Here is a 15,990-nt window from a genome sequence, read left to right as displayed (position 1 = left end):
TATCTTAACATCCTAATGACAACTGTTTGTTAGGCGGCTTGAACATCAATCAACGAGGCAACATGGTTTCTTGGCAATCACTCACCTTTAATGACCTGACTAATCACCAACTCTTCGACTTGCTCAAACTGCGTGTGGACGTTTTTGTTGTTGAGCAAAACTGTGCTTATCCAGAACTTGATGAAAAAGACCGTCTTCCGCAAACTCATCATTTAATGGGTTTTCAAGATAATAAATTGGTGGCGTGTGCACGATTACTTTGCGAAGGTGTAAGTTATCCATCGGTAAGCATCGGTCGGGTTGCTACCAGTGAAGTCTTTCGAGGAAAGGGAGCAGGGAAAGCCCTCATGCGAGAGGCGATCAGTCGCTGCGAAGCCCTGTGGCCAGGCTGCGATATTGAAATTGGCGCGCAGGAGTACTTAAAACGCTTCTACGAAAGTTTTGGGTTCGAAGCTACCTCAACGATGTATTTGGAAGACAACATTCCCCATATCGATATGAAAAGAGTTACCACAGCGAAGAGTTAGCTTTTCATCTAGCTCTACTTGATACATTTCAATTAACCGGCTTATACGTTTGGTGAACGAGCGCTTTACACGTTAGCTTTATTGCAATAGCTCATTAGACGAAACGACTATTTTCTGGTGGTCAATCGATACCCGTTACCCCGCAGGGTTTCAATAAATATGGCATCACTGCTGTGAAGTTTTTGACGCAACCTACTGATATATACATCAACTACATTGGTTAGCGGGTCGCTGTGACTTCGCCAGACTCGACTTAATATGCGTTCACGAGACAGCACTTTTTCAGCATTTTCGGCAAAATAGTAGAGCATATCGTACTCCAGTTTAGTAAGGGATATTTCTACGTCGTTCAAGGTTGCGATCCTGGACTCGTCATCAATGACTAACGGACCAACGGAAAGCCCCTTATTTGACGCCGGTGCGTGCGTTACCCTGCGGCCAAGGGCCGTTATACGGGCCAGTAACTCATCAAAGTCAAAGGGCTTACATAGATAGTCGTCGGCGCCTTGCTTTAAGCCGTTTACCCGTTCGCGTACTTCATCTACAGCAGTTAAAAGCAAAACCATAGGAGCGTTTGGTAATGATTTTATTGCGGGTAGCAATTCCACACTGTCTTCATCACCGAACATTCTATCGAGCACAATGATAGAGGGAGATTCATGACGTATGCGCGTCACTAAATTATGTAGCGCTGATTCCTCGACACATTCGAAACCTTCGGCACTCAAACCTCGGGACAAAAAGCGCAATAGCGGGGCTTCGTCATCAGCAATAAGAATTTTCATTGTTTTTATAATCCTAAAGGTTCGATAATAATGTTACGACGGTTTACGCTAATGATGTTATTTGATCATCCAAAACGGGGAGCGCAAGCGTAAATTGGGAACCTTTGCCCAACGTCGATTGTGCTGATAGGGTACCGTTATGGGCCTCTACTATCGCTCTAGCGATAGACAAGCCTAACCCCATACCATTGCCTTTGCGTTTTAGTCGAACAAACCGTTCGAAGACATGTTGTAAATCGCTTGATGAAATGCCATCACCCGTGTCGATTACGGAGATCATGATAGTGGTTCCTGAATGTTCAACCTGAAGTGTAATAGGGGCATCAGCATAAGAATATTTGTGTGCGTTTTCGATAAGGATGGTCAACACTTGCAATATTCGGTCTTTATCGATCAGCACGTTAAGGTTCTTGTTGGCTAGCCATTCCAAATCAAAGGCTCTGGGTTTTGTAAGTTTTTGCCATAAGTGCATGTTTTGAGTAAGCAGGTTGTGTAAATCTGATTTCACCAAATCTACGGTAAATTCGTGCATTTCAGCACGTGCCAGTAGCAGCAAATCATCGACAAGCTTACTCAGATTCACGGCTTGCTCAAGAATCGTCTCTAGGGTTTCTTTATAAATTTCATTGGTTGCTGCAGCTTGGCGTAACGTTACCTGCGCCTCTCCGCGAATGATAGTAAGCGGCGTGCGTAATTCATGACTAACATCAGCCATGAACTGGCGGCGTTTAGTGTCTAGCTGGGTTAATTTGTCATTAGCCTCTTTGAGCGCTCGTGTCCGACTTTCAACCTCAAACTCTAGATGTTTTCGATGGGCATCAGCCTGGTCCTCGTGCTCTTGAAGCCTCACTATCATCGAGTTGAACGCTTTCACTAGATCGGTGAACTCGCTATCCAAGGTTTCCGGCAGTCGATAATGGTAGTTACCCGATGCAATGGCATCGGTGCCTGTGCGTATAACAGTAAGCGGTTGATAAAGCGCGTTAAAAAGCCAATAACACCCGAGTAAAATGAATGGGCAGGTGATGAGCCCTAAGCTAATAGTAAACCACACAATGCTGGTGTTGAGCGTTTCAATACTTGCATTGATACGCGAGACCACGCCCGTTTGGCGATTTACCGCAGAGTTGATAGCTTCTCTGAACTGATTGTCGATGGTTACCTCAAGCAGGGTTTGTAACCGTTCCTGTTGATTAAGCGGAGTGTTGTCGTTGCTAAGCGCAATTGCCCTGAATTCTTCTACAATACTTTGAATAAGGGTCTCTAGTTCACCGGTGTCTTCTACACTGCCGAGTGTCGCTTCAAGACCCAGTGCCTCGCGCTGGTCGAGTTCCAGTGATTTAATGCGGTTTAGTGAATTCTCAATCTGTTGTTGTTTGTTTCTTACCTTTGCCTGATTGGCGTTTTTACCAAAAATGAGCTCGTCGGTAAGTTGCTTAAATAAGCGGTACGAAATACTGGAGAGCTGTTGATGTTCTGATAATAGTGACTGAGCAAGTTGGGCTTGCGCTAAGTTAGTTCGAGTTAAATGTGCAGATACCGCCGCGCTGGCAAGCGCGATTAGCAAAATAAACGTTGAAAGCAGGCCAAAAAGGTAAAGTTTGCGTTTATACATGATAAGTGCGTTACATATATTTACTTGTATATACGTATAACGGTATGTAACGGTGCAAAATTAACGCAATTTGAGGTTTAACGTTAGGTAGAAAAGCGAGCTAGGTGTTAAACGCTATATATCTTTGCTCAACTTGGCCAATGCAATGTCTGTTTGATGCTGGAGTTCTTGGTCAAGTTTCCAATGCTCTGGGCTCCAGCCCGCTAGAAAACGATAAAAATCTGCACAGGCAAAACTATATAGGTATTTCCATTCTTTGATTACTTGCACTACGTCGTTGTACATAAGAGCATCGTTGTTTATAGAGCTATCGCTGTGTGTAAAGGCGCAGTGAAGATCATTTTCAGACAAGCGAGCGAGTAACGCTATTTCTAACTCATTAAAATACGTGTCGAGTAGCGTTTCACGGTGTTCCTGCTGTTCTTGCGTGGTTAGCGCGCTTCCCAAAAAATAGGCAACGTCTTTTACTCCTACGCCATAGCCTACGTATTGAAAATCAACAGCAGCACAGGATGAGAAATCTGCGGTAAAACAAAAATTGGCTACTTTAGCATCGCCATGCACAAGCGTTTGATATCGGGCGCTGGACAGACGTTTAGAAATAGCTTCGGCATTTTGCTTCAACAAACCTTCAGGCATTGCCTGATACTCATCTTCTCTTGTGGATAAGTGCCAGTAGGTGCCTTCCGGCCAAAGATTAGTATCTCGATTTTTCTCGCCTGCCTCTTTAGTCAAAAAACGCCCGTGAAAATGAGCCAGCCATTTAAGCACCGTTTTTGCATTATTCGGTGAAAGAGACATTGAGGTATGGGTGTAGCCACAGTGCGCTAAATCTTCCATTACAAGTAGCGTTGAATCTCCTTTTTGCGCATGCGCGACGCAAGTGGCTGTTCTACATCTTTCAGTAGTCAACCACTGCACTTTATCGTAAAAATAGTTTTCAACACGAAAAGAGTGACGCTTGCGTTCGTCACTTCGTTGTCCGTTCCATCCTTTTGGGTGGGCTAAATTGCTTGGCGGCGACGCGCATTTCACAACGACGTGGGTGAAGCGCTTGCTATGAGCGATGGGATAAAACTCGCTGTTTTTAGTGCCAGCAGCCACATCAGAGCCAGTGCTGTCTTGCTCAAGCCTATGTTCTTTTTTATAACCAACAGGAGTAGCGTATTCCAGTTTGGCTCTAAAACACGCGCCATAGCCGCTCCAAAGAGGTTGGATCATATGTGTATGGACAACACAGGCACGGCATGCTTCGCCAAGCCAGGTTGTATAGTCATTATCGATTGAATTTTCCATTTCTCACCAGCGACTTTTGGGAAGAAGTATGTGCCAATTTAACAAACGAAAAAGCCGCTCGAAAGCGGCTTTTTTACTATATTAGCAAATTGCTATTCGGCAGCCGTTTCAGGTTCAACAGCAGTTTCGGCTGACTTAGGTAACGTAGTCGGTGCCGAAGCACGAGACGCTACACGAGCCATCGCTGCGGTTTTTCCTGATACTGTTAGGGCAGGGCGAGCGTCATCAGCTTTGGCCGTTAGCGCAACATCAACGAATGTGTCGTTCACTGTTGCAGGTAGGGCCATCGGATGTGATGCGCCACGCTTACCTTTTCCACTAGCCGCAAGGCTAACTTCAGTGGAGGAGGCGACGCTGTCATCAACCTGCTTAGAAACTACAGGTGTTTCAACTGCTGTTTCTGATGTCGCTTCTTCTGACACTGGCTCTTCTGTCTTTTCAGAACCTGTATCAGCTAAGTTAATCTCAACTTGTTCTGGCGACGCCGCTGTTTTTTGAGAAGCAGCAGAAACCTCTGTTTTTACTTCTTCTTTAGCGGCCAAGCTATCAGCAATAGGAGCGGTGTCTGCAACCTGCTCTTTGTCTTCTGACGTGCGAGTTTGTTCGGCCACTGGTTCTTTCTCAGTTGAAGCTGCTTTTTCAACGAAGTCATTAGCCTCTTCTAGAGCTTTTGCACTTTCCGCTGAAGGCTCTTCGTCTTGCACTAACGCCTCGTTAGCTACCACCGCAGATTTCTCGGCACCAGCTGATGGCTCTTGTTTCTCAGCTGATGGCTCTTGTTTATCGGCTGAAGGCTCTGCATCAAATTGAAGTTCATCCTGAACTGCTTCAACTGCGAGTCTAGCGCTTTGTTGCTTCTCTTGCGTTGATTCAGGCTGCTCATCAGCAGAAGCTAATTGACCTGGCTCTTCAGCTTGAGTTTCTTCAACGACAGGCGCTTCTGGTTTTACAGGAGACTCTGCTTTAACCTCTGTATCTTGAGATTCTAGCTCGCCCGGCTGCTTAACCTGTGTTTCTGAATCGTCCGCTAACTGCGACTCTTTCTTGCGACGCTGACCAGCTGCACGGACGTGACGAGGAGAACGGCGTGAACGTCCGCGTCCCTCTCGTTTCTGTCCATTATCTTCACCGCTTGCATCTGTCGAGTCAGACGCATCTGGATGGCCTTCTTCCGTCTTTTCGACGTCAGATGTCGATTTAGATTCTACTGCGATATCAGCAGATTTCTTTGCAGACTTCTTAGGCTGTGGCTTTTGTTCTTGCTCTACAGCATTTTCTGTTTTTTCTTCGACCTCATCAGGTTTTGTTGCTTTTTGAGGCTTAGCATCGCTCTTAGGTTTGCTTTGCGCTTTGCTTTCTTGTTGAGGTGTTTTTACCGCATCACTGCCTTTTGGTGCTGATGGCGCTTTTGCTTCAGTCTGCTCGATAGTATCAGACGCAACCTCATCTTTATTTACGCGAACACTACGACGCTTGTCACGACGCTTTCTACGTTCAGCCACTTCACGCTTTTTCTGCACTTGGGTGTCTTGCTGTTCGCTTTCTTGTTTTTCCTGCTTAGGCTTTTGCTGCTCATCACGAGGTTGCTGTGCTTTACGCGGCTTACGGACTTTGCTGTTACGCTTTTCGTCTTGCTCTGGGCGCTGCTCACTGCGTGGTTTGCGAGTATCTTGCTGTTCGTTATCGCGACTATGTTCTTTAGCCTGATCTCTATTTTGAGATTGATTGCCTCGACGGTTGTTCTTGCTGCGTGGCTTACGGCGTCGATCGTCGTTGTTACGACTGCGGTTGTTTCTCGACTTACTATTTTCGTCAGCCTGTTGCGTCTTATCTTGACTCGCTCCTTGTTCGCTCTCAGAGCCAAACAAGTCATTAATCCACTTACCAATGCGAGCAAATAAAGAAGGCACATCATCAGTTTTCTGAACAGGCTCTTCTTTAGGTGCAACTACTGGCGCCGCCGTTGGTGCAACTAAACCTTTAAGCGCAGGCTCTTCTCGCTTAACAGGGGCAGAGGTTGAAACATCAGTTTCCGCTTCCACCGCAGGCATCAACTCAACTTCGTAGCTAGCATCTGATAGAACATCATCAGGACGACGACGCAATACTTGGTAATGCGGCGTATCTAAATTAGCGTTAGGTATAAGCAGTAAATCAACGCCATGACGCTTTTCTAAGAGCTGGATAGATTTTCGCTTTTCATTGAGCAAGTATGTTGCAACTGGTACAGGCAACTGTGCCTCAATTTGCCCCGTATTTTCTTTGATGCTTTCTTCTTCTAGTATGCGAAGAATCGATAACGCTAAAGACTCGGTTCCGCGAATGGTGCCATGACCTGAACAGCGAGGGCACACGTGGTGCGCTGATTCGCCTAGCGACGGACGTAAGCGTTGACGAGACATTTCAAGCAGGCCGAAGCGTGAAATACGCCCTAGCTGAACCCGTGCTCTGTCGCTTCTTACCGCATCTTTCATGCGATTTTCTACTTCACGCTGATGGCGCACAGGAGTCATATCGATAAAGTCGATAACCACAAGGCCACCTAAGTCACGCAGACGTAGCTGACGGGCAATTTCGTCTGCGGCTTCTAAATTGGTGTTGAGCGCAGTTTCTTCAATATCACCGCCCTTCGTTGCGCGAGCAGAGTTAATATCGATTGAAGTTAGTGCCTCTGTTGGGTCAATAACAATTGAGCCACCAGAAGGTAAGCGAACTTCACGTTGGAATGCAGACTCGATTTGGCTTTCAATTTGATAGTGACTAAACAGTGGAACTTCACCGCGGTACAATTTTACGCGGCTAGCAAAGTCTGGTCGTACTAGCTGTATATGCTGTAGCGCTTGCTCATATATGCTGGTTTTATCAATTAGGATTTCACCAATATCGCGACGAAGGTAGTCACGGATTGCACGTACAATAACGTTACTTTCTTGGTGAATTAAGAACGGTGCTTCACGCTCCTGAGAAACCTCTGAAATAGCTTCCCAGTGCTTCAGAAGAACTTTTAAATCCCACTCTAATTCTTCGTAAGATTTTCCTACGCCAGCAGTACGAACAATAAGGCCCATGCCGTCTGGAAGTTCGAGTTTGCTAAGCGACTCTTTTAGTTCTGTGCGCTCGTCACCTTCAATACGGCGAGATATGCCACCAGCACGAGGATTATTTGGCATAAGTACCAAATAGCTACCTGCAAGTGAAAGAAATGTGGTGAGGGCTGCGCCTTTTTGACCGCGTTCTTCTTTATCAATTTGAACAATAACTTCTTGGCCTTCTTTAATCACATCTTTGATGTTTGGGCGGCCTTCGAATTTGTAACCTTTAGGGAAGTAAGTGCGGGCTATTTCTTTGAGAGGTAGAAAACCGTGGCGGTCAGCGCCGTAGTCAACAAAAGCAGCTTCTAAGCTAGGTTCAACGCGGGTTATCTTACCCTTGTAAATATTTGCTTTTTTTTGCTCGTGTCCCGGGCTCTCTATATCTAAATCGTACAACCGTTGCCCATCGACAAGGGCAACGCGCAACTCTTCTTGCTGAGTTGCATTTATTAACATTCTTTTCATTGTATCTAACTCTGGTTTAGTACAGCCGTTAAGACACAAAATTAAAGTGACATGTGCAAACCCTCACCGCGCAACCTCACGGCTGGACGGGGACTTTGTTGTAACGCCGCATTATCCTTGGTGGTTGACCATTTTGACGTCGTTTTTAACGTCTAGAGTTACTCGATATCATTCTTACTTCGTATTGAAACAACGTAGCGAATGAATCGTTATGGTCACACTGCTTTAAGGATGTCGGGAGCGACTTGCCCTTATTACTGTATTCATTATCGCGAGCAATCTTTTTTTGCTCACGTGTCATTTAATTCTGTTTTAACGGCAAACTTATTTTATGTTCGCAAGCAATGGCGGTTGCTTTATTACGGCAGTGTAGTCGTTGCCTCTCTCGCTAGGTTGGTATGAAAAGTACTTTTTCATTGCGGATGCCACCAACACGATCGCCATGCTTTTTCGTATACAAGTTTGAACAGCGCCTTTATTTTTTCGCTGATTCGGTCTTGTTTGTTGTTTTTATAACGCTGAGTTTCACGATTTTGAGGTAGGGGATAGAAACCGCCTGCTACCAAAAATTATAGTGTGAATTATTCCGTGCCAAAAACGCCGTTAAGTATCGCACCAAAACCCCGTTTTTAGCAAGGACAGCAAGTGAATAAATTGTGTATATCTTTTTATCTCTTACTGGTCTGCCCACAAAATGGGTGCTTTGCTCAAAAATACAGCGGGAAGGGTTATTTTCAATATTTTATGACTTTCAGTTAGCCGATAGAAATAGCATTGAGGTATACTTAGTGAATGAAAGAAGAATCTCTCCAAAAAGTACGTTTTGTAACCGTTGAGGCCGACTTGGCTGGGCAACGTATCGACAATTTTTTGCGCACGCAGCTAAAAGGTGTGCCAAAAAGCATGATTTATCGCATTTTGCGTAAAGGCGAAGTGCGGGTAAATAAAGGTCGAGTGAAGCCAGAATATAAGCTTCAGGCTGACGACCTAATCAGAATTCCACCGGTTCGCGTGTCGGAAGGCGCGCCTGCACCCTCGCCAAAGCTTGATAAAATCGCATCGTTAGAATCGCATATCTTGTTTGAAGATGATCGCCTCCTTGTTATTAACAAGCCATCAGGAACAGCGGTTCATGGCGGGAGCGGGTTAAGCTTCGGGCTTATTGAGGGGTTGAGAGCGTTGCGTCCGGATGCCAAATTTATGGAGCTGGTCCACCGGTTAGATAGGGATACCTCTGGGTGTATCTTAATAGCGAAAAAGCGTTCTGCACTTCGCCATATGCACGAGCAACTGCGCACAGGTAAAATGGACAAGCGCTACAATGCGCTAGTGGCAGGAGAGTGGCCAGATAGCAGATTTAAAGTCAAAGCGCCCCTTCGCAAAAACGTGCTGCAATCAGGTGAGCGCATGGTCAGTGTGAGTGAAGATGGTAAGCCGTCCGAAACGCGCTACCGCATATTAGAAAAATATGCGGGTGCCACCCTTGTTGAGGCATCGCCAATAACAGGCAGGACTCATCAGATACGTGTGCATTGTTTACATGCAGGGCATCCAATTGCGGGCGATCCAAAATACGGTGACGCGGATTTTGATGCAGCCATGCGTCAAAAAGGATTGAATAGACTTTTTCTTCACGCTCGCAGTATTTCTTTGTTGCACCCGGCAACGGAAGAACGCGTTACGTTTACTGCACCGTTAGACGATACTCTTGTAAACACACTTAAAGCCCTTTAGTAGTTATGGAATCAAAAGCTCAGGAGGCCGCTGTACGGACCTCTACCTCGTTAAACGAAAAGCAGCCCCGATATAAATTAGTTATTTTCGATTGGGATGGCACCTTAATGGACTCGGCGGCGAAAATTGTAAGCTGTATGCAAATTGCCGCAAAGCAATGCGATATGCCAATTCCAACCTATGACGAGGTTGGGCATATTATTGGTATCAGCCTAAAACCGGCTATTAAAAAGCTGTTCAACATTGAAGATGACAAATTAGCAGAGCGGCTCGTAGCTGCCTACAAAGATGCATTTGTGACCCGTGATACCACGCCTTGTCCGTTGTTCGATGGTGTTAATTCATTATTGTCTAGTTTAAAGGAAGCGGGGTGTACGTTGGCGGTTGCTACAGGAAAAGCACGCCGCGGCCTTGACAGAGCATGGGCGCAAACCAATACGGGCAGCTTCTTCAGTGCATCAAGAACCGCCGACGAGGCCGAGTCAAAGCCTTCGCCTGATATGCTGTTGCAGCTTTTAGATGAACTTGGATTTGAAATAAGCGATGCAGTTATGATTGGCGATACCACCTACGATATGCAAATGGCCAGAACTATTGGTATGGACAGAATAGGGGTGTCATATGGCGTGCATGCGCAGGTGCATCTAGAAGCGTTGTCACCCGTGGCGCTAGTTCATTCTGTTAGTGAGTTGGAAGCCGCGCTTTTTAATTAGCGCTTTTTTAACGCGCCGCTATCTCTAACAAATCAACGTTGAAGTGAGCGCCGAGTAACTCATTTAACAGCATAATAGGAAGGCCTATTAAACTGTTAGGATCTCGGCTTTCAATTTTCTCAAACAGCAAAATACCTAATCCTTCGCTTTTAAAGCTACCTGCGCAATCTAAAGGCTGTTCTTTTTCTACATAAGCGCGAATGGCCTTTTCCCTGCTATGACGGAAAAATACTCGTGTTTCATCCACCTGTGTAATCGTTTTCTTCGATGCAGGCTGATGCAAACAAAGGGCGGTATAAAATGAAACCTGCTTACCTTGGCATGCCATCAGTTGCTTAACTGCATTTTCAGACGTACCGGGTTTACCGAGCAACTGGGGACCAGTGCCTGTTTGCACTAGCGCGACTTGATCACTACCGATAACGATGACATCGCTATCTAAAGAATTGAATTCAGCCGCTACCCTGCGCGCTTTTGCCTCTGCAAGACGCAAACTCAACGCAGTGGGGCTTTCATTACATAAGGGCGTTTCATCAATATCCGGAGCGTATGTATCTACCTGAATACCAATGTTTTCCAGCAGCATTTTCCGGTATTGAGAAGAGGAGGCGAGAATCAGATGAGCCACAAATACTCCTTATATAGAAATCATCATCTTGTAATAGATGTTTTTATCGATTTTTTACCGAGGGTTTATCCGGCGATGGTACATTATCATCGCTCGATATATACAGCCTTTTATTGTAAGTTAAAACGCAATTATGCTTTGACAGGAAGGGGTTGACCCTTTATCATGCGCGCCCTATGCAGAAAGTGAAACTCCCTCATTCGGTCGAACCGACTAAAAGTGCCATGAAACGTTCCGACTATCGGGGCGTGATTGCGTCTAAAGATATGGAACGATTGAGTGAAGCAGTTGTCCGATGCAATGACTATGTGGACGCAGAAGTACAGTTCGAAAAAGACGCGCAGGGTCTTACTGTTTTTCACGGCCGCCTAGCCACGCAGGTAACACTTATCTGTCAAAGGTGTAATGGTGAACTTGATTATCCCGTGGAAGCGGAATTCTGTTTTACTCCAGTGCAGGGAGAAGAGCAGGAAAGCGATGACATCATTCCCGAGGCTTACGAACCGGTAGAGGTCAACGACCACGGAGAAGTTAGTCTGCTTCAAATTTTTGAAGACGAGCTACTGTTATCTTTGCCCATCGTACCCCTTCATGCAGAGTCGGAGTGTACGGTAAAGCGAGACGACATGTCGTTTGGAAAGATTGAACCGGAACAAGAGCGACAAAACCCTTTCGCGGTTTTGAAAGAACTTAAGCGAGACCAGGAGTAAGTTATGGCAGTACAACAAAATCGTAAAACGCGTTCTAAGCGCGGTATGCGTCGCTCACACGATGCATTGACAGGCGCGACTTTGTCTGTCGATTCAACGTCAGGCGAGACTCACCGTCGTCACCACGTGACTGCTGACGGTTATTATAAAGGCAAGAAAGTAATCGGCGCGTAATACGGCGACTACATTTTGTCTACACTAACCATCGCGTTAGATATCATGGGGGGCGATCATGGTCCCCCTGTTATCCTTTCTGCAGCCGTCAAGGCTATCCAACTTCACCCCGATGTGCATTTCATGTTGTGCGGTGACGAAGAAATTATCAATTCAGGTCTTCTACCACTTTCTGATACAGAGCGCCGTCGTGTTTCTGTAAAACACTGTTCGCAAGTCGTTGAAATGGGCGAAGCGCCGACATCAGCGCTCAGAAATAAAAAAGACTCTTCTATGCGCCGCGTTATTGAGCTTGTCGAAAGTGGCGAAGCAGATGCGTGCGTAAGTGCAGGCAATACTGGAGCGCTACTCACTCTATCTTTTTATCTGCTTAAAACTCTGTCTGGTATAGATAGACCCGCGCTTATAAATATGATGCCTACCACAGGGCACCACAATGTATTTCTCCTCGATTTAGGCGCCAATGTAAATTGCACGCCTGAAATACTTTTTCAATATGGCGTTATGGGGTCAGTACTGGCACAAGAAGTTGCTGGCATTGCGTCACCTCGCGTTGCTTTGCTAAATGTGGGTGAAGAAGATATTAAGGGTAATGCGCAGGTAAAATCTGCCGACCAGCTTTTCAAAGACGCGCCTGGCATTAACTACATTGGTTATGTTGAGGGCGATGATATTTTTACCGACCATGCGGACGTGGTTGTTACCGATGGCTTCACTGGAAACGTAGCGCTAAAATCTAGCGAAGGGTTAGCTAAGTTAGTGATTAACGAGGTGAAACGTCAGACACAGAAGAATTTATATACCCGATTATTAGCCAAAATTGCTTTCCCATTACTGAAATCTATCTATAACAGTGTGAACCCCGACCAGTATAACGGTGCGAGTCTGATAGGATTGCGCGGCATTGTTATCAAGAGTCACGGAAATGCACAAAAAGACGCCTTTTATTACGCCATCGTGCAAGCAATGAAAGAAGCAAAGATGCATTTACCTGAAAAGATAAAGACAAAGATAGAAACGGTATTGTTGGAGCAGCTTTGAGCAAATATTCACGCTTTATAGGAACAGGTAGCTATTATCCCAGCGACGTGCGTACGAACGCTGATTTAGAATTAATGGTAGACACCAGTGATGAATGGATCACTGACCGTACTGGCATTAAAGAGCGACGCATTATCGGAGCAGATGAAACCGCTGCTACCATGGGGGCAGAAGCCAGTAAAAAAGCCATTGAAATGGCCGGCATCGACCCAAAATCTATCGACATGATTGTGTGCGCGACCACAAGCGGTCGCTATGCGCTTCCAAGCACAGCATGCGAAATTCAACGCATTCTTGATTTAGACGGTATTCCCGCATTTGATGTAGCTGCTGCATGCGCAGGGTATTGCTACGCCTTGAGTGTAGCCGACCAGTACATAAAGTCAGGCATGGCGAAACGCATTCTTGTCGTCGGTACTGACTGTTTAAGTCGCTTGATCAACCCCGAAGACAGAACCATGGTTATTCTATTTGGTGATGCCGCAGGGGCAACGATAATAGAAGCAAGCGATGAGCCTGGTATTCTCTCGACCCACATCAACGCATCGGGCTCTCACGGAGATTTGTTGTACGTTGGAAATCCAACCCGTGGTGATGAGCAATCAGTGCACGAAAACTGGGGTGTTATGCGCGGCAACGAGGTTTTCAAGGTTGCGGTAACTAAGCTTTCAGAAGTAGTGGAGCAAACCCTTGCTGCTAACGGTATGGAAAAATCTGATCTTGACTGGTTAGTGCCACACCAAGCAAACTTTAGAATTATTAAAGCCACAGCGAAAAAGCTGAATATGTCTCTTGACCAGGTCGTGCTTACATTAGAGCAGTACGGTAATACATCCGCAGCTACCGTACCAACAGCATTAGATACTGCTATTAGAGACGGGCGTATTCAACGCGGACAGCATTTATTACTAGAAGCATTTGGAGGCGGATTTGCTTGGGCATCGGCGCTGGTTCGCTATTAAGCTCGGCAATCGCTTCAGAAATTTTTAATGTATTCTCGTTTCTAGTAAAACAATAATAAGGAATCGACATGACAAAGACAGCTTGTGTATTTCCAGGGCAAGGCTCCCAGAGCGTAGGCATGCTAAAAGAGCTTGCTGAGACGTCTCCGATTATCGAAGCAACCTTCAAAGAAGTCTCTGATGCACTCGGTTATGACCTGTGGGACTTAGTTCAAAACGATACAGACGGTAAACTTAACGAAACCCATATCACTCAGCCAGCGTTACTTGCTGCAAGTGTTGCCATTTGGCGTGTAATTCGTGAGCAAGGTATAGACGTAGACTACCTTGCAGGGCACAGCCTTGGTGAGTATTCAGCGCTAGTTTGCGGTGGCGCGATGGACTTTTCTGACGCCATTAAATTGGTAGAAGCCCGTGGTAAATACATGCAAGAGGCCGTGCCGGCAGGGGCGGGCGCTATGTATGCCATTATCGGCTTGGAAGACGCAGCAATAGCAGATATTTGTCACCAAACCGCCATTGCCACTGGTGACGTTGTTGCACCTGTTAACTTTAATTCACCGGGTCAGGTTGTGATCGCGGGTGAGAAAAACGCGGCAGAACAAGCTGCTAACGCGTGTAAAGAAGCTGGCGCTAAACGCGCGCTGCCGCTTGCGGTAAGTGTGCCTTCTCACTGTGAGCTAATGAGACCGGCCGCGGATAAACTCGAAGAAGCGCTTTCTTCTTTAAATGTTCACGAGCCTGCAATCAATATTGTTAATAATGTTGATGTCACCATTGAAACACAGGGTGATGCAATCAAAAACGCGCTGGTGAGACAGCTTTACTGCCCAGTTCAGTGGACACGTACGGTGGAATACCTAGCCGCAGCGGGTGTAGAGCGTGTTATCGAAGTAGGCCCGGGCAAAGTGCTAACAGGCCTTAATAAACGCATTGACAAGAGCTTAGCGTCTCTTGCAGTGAATACACCTGACGGTGTTGAAGCATTAAAACAATAAGGAATCGCAATGAGTCAATTAGACGGTAAAATTGCGCTGGTAACCGGAGCAAGCCGAGGTATAGGCAAGGCCATTGCAACGCAACTTGCACAGCAAGGTGCAACGGTTATTGGCACAGCCACGAGTGAAAATGGCGCAAAAGCAATCAGTGATTATCTTTCTGAGTTTGGTGGTCAAGGCTTTGCACTGAATGTTACCGACAAGGAAAGTGTTGATACTACCTTGAAAGCGATTAACGACGCTCACGGTGGAATTGATATCTTAGTCAATAATGCAGGCATTACGCGCGATAATCTTTTAATGCGCATGAAAGATAACGAGTGGCAAGATATTATAGATACTAACCTTACTTCAATATTTACGCTGTCAAAAGCTGTACTTCGCGGTATGATGAAGAAACGCTTTGGGCGCATAGTAAATATTGGTTCTGTGGTAGGCAGCGCAGGTAATGCTGGTCAAGCCAACTATGCTGCGGCGAAAGCCGGCGTCATTGGTTTTTCTAAATCTATGGCCAGAGAAGTGGCTTCTCGTGGTATAACAATCAACGTTGTTGCCCCTGGTTTTATCGATACTGATATGACAAAGGCGCTAAGTGATGATCAAAAAGCCGCCATTTTTAAAGATATTCCGGCTAACCGATTAGGCGAGCCTGATGAAATTGCAGCCACTGTTGCCTTTTTGGTAAGCGATGGTGCAGCCTATATTACAGGCGAAACCATCCATGTTAATGGTGGTATGTATATGGGGTAAATTCGCAATTTTTGCGAATTTTCCTTAGTTTGGGGTGGTATTTACCTGAACTTGGATGTAAAAATAGTATTTTACGAATTTCGAATGTCGCTGGTTTGACCAGAAAATTTGTTTAAACTGGTGCTTGCAAGGATGCACCTTGCAAAATAAACTAGCGGCACTTTTATTATCTAGTGACGTTTTAAGGGAAACCTAGAATTATGAGTAACATTGAAGAACGCGTTAAGAAAATCATCGTTGAACAACTTGGCGTTAAAGAAGAAGAAGTAAAAGCAGAAGCTTCATTCGTTGACGATTTAGGCGCTGATTCACTTGACACTGTTGAGCTAGTAATGGCTTTGGAAGAAGAATTTGATACTGAAATTCCTGACGAAGAAGCAGAGAAAATTACTACAGTTCAATCAGCAATTGACTACATCAACGCTAACAAAGACGCTTAAGTCTTAAGTAGCGACAAAACGGCTCTTATAAAGAGCCGTTTTTGTATCTCCTACCTTAGT

Annotated in this window: 15 protein-coding genes; 10 read left to right on the top strand and 5 right to left on the bottom strand. The window is 45.7% G+C overall.

The annotated features are described in order from the left end of the window. Positions 1 to 62: 62 nt before the first annotated feature. Positions 63 to 527, top strand: a complete 465-nt coding sequence (locus JC525_RS08705; RefSeq protein ID WP_198815476.1) for a GNAT family N-acetyltransferase — start codon at positions 63 to 65, stop codon at positions 525 to 527. Between the two features lie 107 nt (positions 528 to 634). Here the strand turns inward: JC525_RS08705 and JC525_RS08700 are convergent, their stop codons facing one another. The 4 genes from JC525_RS08700 to rne form a co-directional block, all read right to left on the bottom strand. Beyond that, complete coding sequence (locus tag JC525_RS08700; protein WP_198815475.1) at positions 635 to 1,312, bottom strand: response regulator transcription factor; 678 nt, start codon at positions 1,310 to 1,312, stop codon at positions 635 to 637. A gap of 43 nt (positions 1,313 to 1,355) precedes the next feature. After that, positions 1,356 to 2,927: a sensor histidine kinase gene (locus tag JC525_RS08695; protein ID WP_198815474.1), complete on the bottom strand. Its 1,572-nt coding sequence runs from the start codon at positions 2,925 to 2,927 to the stop codon at positions 1,356 to 1,358. Positions 2,928 to 3,041: 114 nt separating this feature from the next. Then, positions 3,042 to 4,223: an oxidoreductase family protein gene (locus JC525_RS08690; protein WP_198815473.1), complete on the bottom strand. Its 1,182-nt coding sequence runs from the start codon at positions 4,221 to 4,223 to the stop codon at positions 3,042 to 3,044. Positions 4,224 to 4,315: 92 nt separating this feature from the next. Beyond that, a complete protein-coding gene (gene rne / locus JC525_RS08685; RefSeq protein WP_198815472.1) occupies positions 4,316 to 7,780 on the bottom strand; it encodes a ribonuclease E in 3,465 nt (1,154 codons plus the stop codon). Between the two features lie 792 nt (positions 7,781 to 8,572). Between rne and rluC the strand changes: the two genes are divergently transcribed. Continuing rightward, on the top strand, positions 8,573 to 9,514 hold the full coding sequence (gene rluC / locus JC525_RS08680) for a 23S rRNA pseudouridine(955/2504/2580) synthase RluC (protein ID WP_198815471.1): 942 nt from the start codon (positions 8,573 to 8,575) through the stop codon (positions 9,512 to 9,514). Between the two features lie 5 nt (positions 9,515 to 9,519). Next, entirely contained in the window at positions 9,520 to 10,227 is a 708-nt protein-coding gene (locus JC525_RS08675) for an HAD-IA family hydrolase (RefSeq protein WP_198815470.1), read from the top strand. A gap of 7 nt (positions 10,228 to 10,234) precedes the next feature. Here JC525_RS08675 and JC525_RS08670 read toward each other — a convergent pair whose 3' ends face one another. Then, positions 10,235 to 10,855, bottom strand: coding sequence for a Maf family protein (locus JC525_RS08670; RefSeq protein ID WP_198815469.1), 621 nt, complete (start codon positions 10,853 to 10,855; stop codon positions 10,235 to 10,237). 176 nt (positions 10,856 to 11,031) lie between these two features. Between JC525_RS08670 and yceD the strand changes: the two genes are divergently transcribed. The 7 genes from yceD (at position 11,032) to acpP (ending at position 15,930) form a co-directional block, all read left to right on the top strand. Next, positions 11,032 to 11,565, top strand: a complete 534-nt coding sequence (yceD, locus tag JC525_RS08665; protein ID WP_105931044.1) for a 23S rRNA accumulation protein YceD — start codon at positions 11,032 to 11,034, stop codon at positions 11,563 to 11,565. A 3-nt stretch (positions 11,566 to 11,568) separates the two neighbouring features. Then, the gene (rpmF, locus tag JC525_RS08660; RefSeq protein ID WP_012518206.1) at positions 11,569 to 11,739 is read left to right on the top strand and encodes a 50S ribosomal protein L32; all 171 of its coding nucleotides are present in this window, start codon (positions 11,569 to 11,571) and stop codon (positions 11,737 to 11,739) included. A 15-nt stretch (positions 11,740 to 11,754) separates the two neighbouring features. Further along, complete coding sequence (gene plsX, locus JC525_RS08655; RefSeq protein ID WP_198815468.1) at positions 11,755 to 12,780, top strand: phosphate acyltransferase PlsX; 1,026 nt, start codon at positions 11,755 to 11,757, stop codon at positions 12,778 to 12,780. Further along, positions 12,777 to 13,742, top strand: a complete 966-nt coding sequence (locus tag JC525_RS08650; protein WP_198815467.1) for a beta-ketoacyl-ACP synthase III — start codon at positions 12,777 to 12,779, stop codon at positions 13,740 to 13,742. Before plsX ends, JC525_RS08650 begins: the two co-directional genes overlap by 4 nt. Positions 13,743 to 13,810: 68 nt before the next feature. Next, entirely contained in the window at positions 13,811 to 14,740 is a 930-nt protein-coding gene (fabD, locus tag JC525_RS08645) for an ACP S-malonyltransferase (protein ID WP_198815466.1), read from the top strand. 9 nt (positions 14,741 to 14,749) lie between these two features. Next, entirely contained in the window at positions 14,750 to 15,490 is a 741-nt protein-coding gene (gene fabG / locus JC525_RS08640) for a 3-oxoacyl-ACP reductase FabG (RefSeq protein WP_198815465.1), read from the top strand. Positions 15,491 to 15,690: 200 nt separating this feature from the next. Next, positions 15,691 to 15,930 carry an acyl carrier protein gene (gene acpP / locus JC525_RS08635; protein ID WP_012518211.1) on the top strand — a complete coding sequence of 80 codons (240 nt, stop codon included), beginning with the start codon at positions 15,691 to 15,693 and terminating at the stop codon, positions 15,928 to 15,930. Positions 15,931 to 15,990 lie beyond the last annotated feature (60 nt).

Source organism: Alteromonas sp. IB21 (genome assembly GCF_016405965.1).
Lineage (GTDB): Bacteria > Pseudomonadota > Gammaproteobacteria > Enterobacterales > Alteromonadaceae > Alteromonas.
The sequence above is the reverse complement of the archived record's forward strand: the minus strand, read 5'-3'. Positions and strand labels throughout refer to the sequence as shown.

Coding starts and splice junctions, on each gene's coding strand:
- fabG (WP_198815465.1), top strand. CDS start 14,750: ATGAGTCAATTAGACGGTAAAATTGCGCTGGTAACCGGAGCAAGCCGA.
- rluC (WP_198815471.1), top strand. CDS start 8,573: ATGAAAGAAGAATCTCTCCAAAAAGTACGTTTTGTAACCGTTGAGGCC.
- rne (WP_198815472.1), bottom strand. CDS start 7,780: ATGAAAAGAATGTTAATAAATGCAACTCAGCAAGAAGAGTTGCGCGTT.
- yceD (WP_105931044.1), top strand. CDS start 11,032: ATGCAGAAAGTGAAACTCCCTCATTCGGTCGAACCGACTAAAAGTGCC.
- JC525_RS08675 (WP_198815470.1), top strand. CDS start 9,520: ATGGAATCAAAAGCTCAGGAGGCCGCTGTACGGACCTCTACCTCGTTA.
- JC525_RS08705 (WP_198815476.1), top strand. CDS start 63: ATGGTTTCTTGGCAATCACTCACCTTTAATGACCTGACTAATCACCAA.
- JC525_RS08690 (WP_198815473.1), bottom strand. CDS start 4,223: ATGGAAAATTCAATCGATAATGACTATACAACCTGGCTTGGCGAAGCA.
- rpmF (WP_012518206.1), top strand. CDS start 11,569: ATGGCAGTACAACAAAATCGTAAAACGCGTTCTAAGCGCGGTATGCGT.
- fabD (WP_198815466.1), top strand. CDS start 13,811: ATGACAAAGACAGCTTGTGTATTTCCAGGGCAAGGCTCCCAGAGCGTA.
- JC525_RS08695 (WP_198815474.1), bottom strand. CDS start 2,927: ATGTATAAACGCAAACTTTACCTTTTTGGCCTGCTTTCAACGTTTATT.
- JC525_RS08700 (WP_198815475.1), bottom strand. CDS start 1,312: ATGAAAATTCTTATTGCTGATGACGAAGCCCCGCTATTGCGCTTTTTG.
- acpP (WP_012518211.1), top strand. CDS start 15,691: ATGAGTAACATTGAAGAACGCGTTAAGAAAATCATCGTTGAACAACTT.